Here is a 2,790-nt window from a genome sequence, read left to right on the forward strand (position 1 = left end):
CCAGCCTCTGGCGGCGATCCACCCGAGGTGGGTCTCCAGGACCTGGCCGACGTTCATGCGGCCGGGCACGCCCAGCGGGTTGAGGATGATGTCGACGGGAGTGCCGTCCTCGAGGAACGGCATGTCCTCGACGGGCAGGATCTTGGAGATGACGCCCTTGTTGCCGTGACGGCCGGCGAGCTTGTCACCATCGGTGATCTTGCGCTTCTGGGCCACGTAGACGCGGACCAGCTCGTTGACACCCGGAGGAAGCTCGTCGCCCTCCTCGCGGGAGAACACCCGCACGCCGATGACCTTGCCGGACTCACCGTGCGGCACCTTCAGCGAGGTGTCACGGACCTCGCGTGCCTTCTCACCGAAGATCGCGCGCAGCAGCCGCTCCTCCGGCGTCAGCTCGGTCTCACCCTTCGGGGTGACCTTGCCGACCAGGATGTCACCGGGAACGACCTCGGCGCCGATGCGGATGATGCCGCGCTCGTCGAGGTCGGCCAGGACCTCCTCGGAGACGTTGGGGATGTCCCTGGTGATCTCCTCGGGACCCAGCTTGGTGTCACGGGCGTCGACCTCGTGCTCCTCGATGTGGATCGAGGACAGGACGTCGTCCTGGACCAGCCGCTGGGACAGGATGATCGCGTCTTCGTAGTTGTGACCCTCCCACGGCATGAACGCCACCAGCAGGTTCTTGCCCAGCGCCATCTCGCCGTTGTCGGTGCAGGGACCGTCGGCGATGACCTGGTTGACCTCGACCCGGTCGCCCTCGGCGACGATGGGCTTCTGGTTGAACGAGGTGCCCTGGTTGGAACGCTTGAACTTGGCGACCCGGTAGGTGGTGCGGGTGCCGTCGTCGTTCATGACCGTGACGTAGTCGGCGGAGACCTCCTCGACCACGCCGGCCTTCTCGGCGCTGATGACGTCGCCGGCGTCGGTCGCGGCACGGTACTCCATGCCGGTGCCGACCAGCGGCGACTCGCTCTTCAGCAGCGGCACGGACTGCCTCTGCATGTTGGAGCCCATGAGCGCGCGGTTGGCGTCGTCGTGCTCGAGGAAGGGGATCATCGCGGTGGCCACCGACACCATCTGGCGCGGCGACACGTCGATGTAGTCGACCTCCTCGGCACGGGCGAGCTCGGTCTCACCACCCTTGGTGCGAACCAGGACGCGGGGCTCGGCGAACGAACCGTCCGGGTTGAGGGTGGTGTTGGCCTGCGCCTTGACGTAACGGTCTTCCTCGTCGGCGGTCAGGTAGTCGATCTGGTCGGTCACCTTGCCGTCGACGACCTTGCGGTAAGGAGTCTCGACGAAGCCGAAGGCGTTGATGCGGCCGAAGGAGGCCAGCGAGCCGATCAGACCGATGTTGGGGCCTTCCGGCGTCTCGATCGGGCACATCCGGCCGTAGTGGGACGGGTGCACGTCGCGGACCTCGAAGCCGGCGCGCTCACGCGACAGACCACCGGGACCCAGCGCGGACAGACGCCGCTTGTGCGTCAGGCCGGCCAGCGGGTTGGTCTGGTCCATGAACTGCGACAGCTGCGAGGTGCCGAAGAACTCCTTGATCGACGCCACGACCGGGCGGATGTTGATCAGGGTCTGCGGCGTGATGGCCTCGACGTCCTGCGTGGTCATGCGCTCGCGGACGACGCGCTCCATGCGGGCCAGGCCCAGGCGGACCTGGTTCTGGATGAGCTCGCCCACACTGCGCAGACGGCGGTTGCCGAAGTGGTCGATGTCGTCGGTCTCGACGATGACCTCGCGACCCTCGGCGCCCGGCATCGACTCCTCGCCGGCGTGCAGCCTGACGATGTACTCGATGGTGGCGACGATGTCGTCCTCGGTCAGCGTCCCCTGGGTGATCTCCGCGTCGATCCCGAGCTTCTTGTTGATCTTGTAACGACCGACCTTCGCCAGGTCGTACCGCTTCGGGTTGAAGTAGAGGTTCTCCAGCAGGGTCTGCGCCGACTCCTTGGTCGGCGGCTCACCCGGACGCAGCTTGCGGTAGATGTCGAGCAGCGCGTCGTCCTGGCCGGCCGTGTGGTCCTTCTCCAGGGTGGCGCGCATCGACTCGTACTGGCCGAAACGCTCGAGGATCTGTTCGTTGGTCCATCCCAGCGCCTTGAGAAGCACGGTGACGGCCTGCTTGCGCTTGCGGTCGATGCGGACACCGACGCTGTCACGCTTGTCGATCTCGAACTCGAGCCATGCCCCCCTGGAGGGGATGACCCGGCAGCCGTACAGGTCCTTGTCGGAGGTCTTGTCGACGCTGCGGTCGAAGTAGACACCCGGGGAGCGGACCAGCTGCGAGACCACGACACGCTCGGTGCCGTTGATGATGAAGGTGCCCTTCGGCGTCATGAGCGGGAAGTCGCCCATGAACACCGTCTGGCTCTTGATCTCACCAGTGGTGTTATTGATGAACTCCGCCGTCACGAACATCGGGGCGGAGAAGGTCATGTCCTTGTCTTTGCACTCATCGACTGAGTACTTGGGCGGCTCGAACCGGTGGTCGCGGAACGACAAGGACATGGTCCCCGAGAAGTCCTCGATCGGACTGATCTCTTCAAAGATCTCTTCGAGGCCCGACTGGGTCGGGACGTCCTTGCGCCCGGCCTGGCGAGCCGCCTCTACCCGGGCCTTCCACTTCTCGTTGCCGAGCAGCCAGTCGAAAGACTCGGTCTGCAGAGCGAGGAGGTCAGGAACTTCGAGGGGCTCCTGGATGCGCGAAAAGGAAACGCGACGGGGACCGGCGGGTACGGCGGAGGCGTTGCGCGAGGCTGCCAACAGATGTCCTTCCGA

At 65.6% G+C, this 2,790-nt stretch carries 1 protein-coding gene; it reads right to left on the reverse strand.

Features of this window, described 5'->3' with window-relative positions:
• The coding region (gene rpoB, locus ACWEVS_RS46120) for a DNA-directed RNA polymerase subunit beta (RefSeq protein ID WP_452557580.1) at positions 1 to 2,775 on the reverse strand (2,775 nt) is incomplete at its 3' end.
• Positions 2,776 to 2,790 lie beyond the last annotated feature (15 nt).

Source organism: Nonomuraea sp. NPDC003754, from assembly GCF_053605785.1.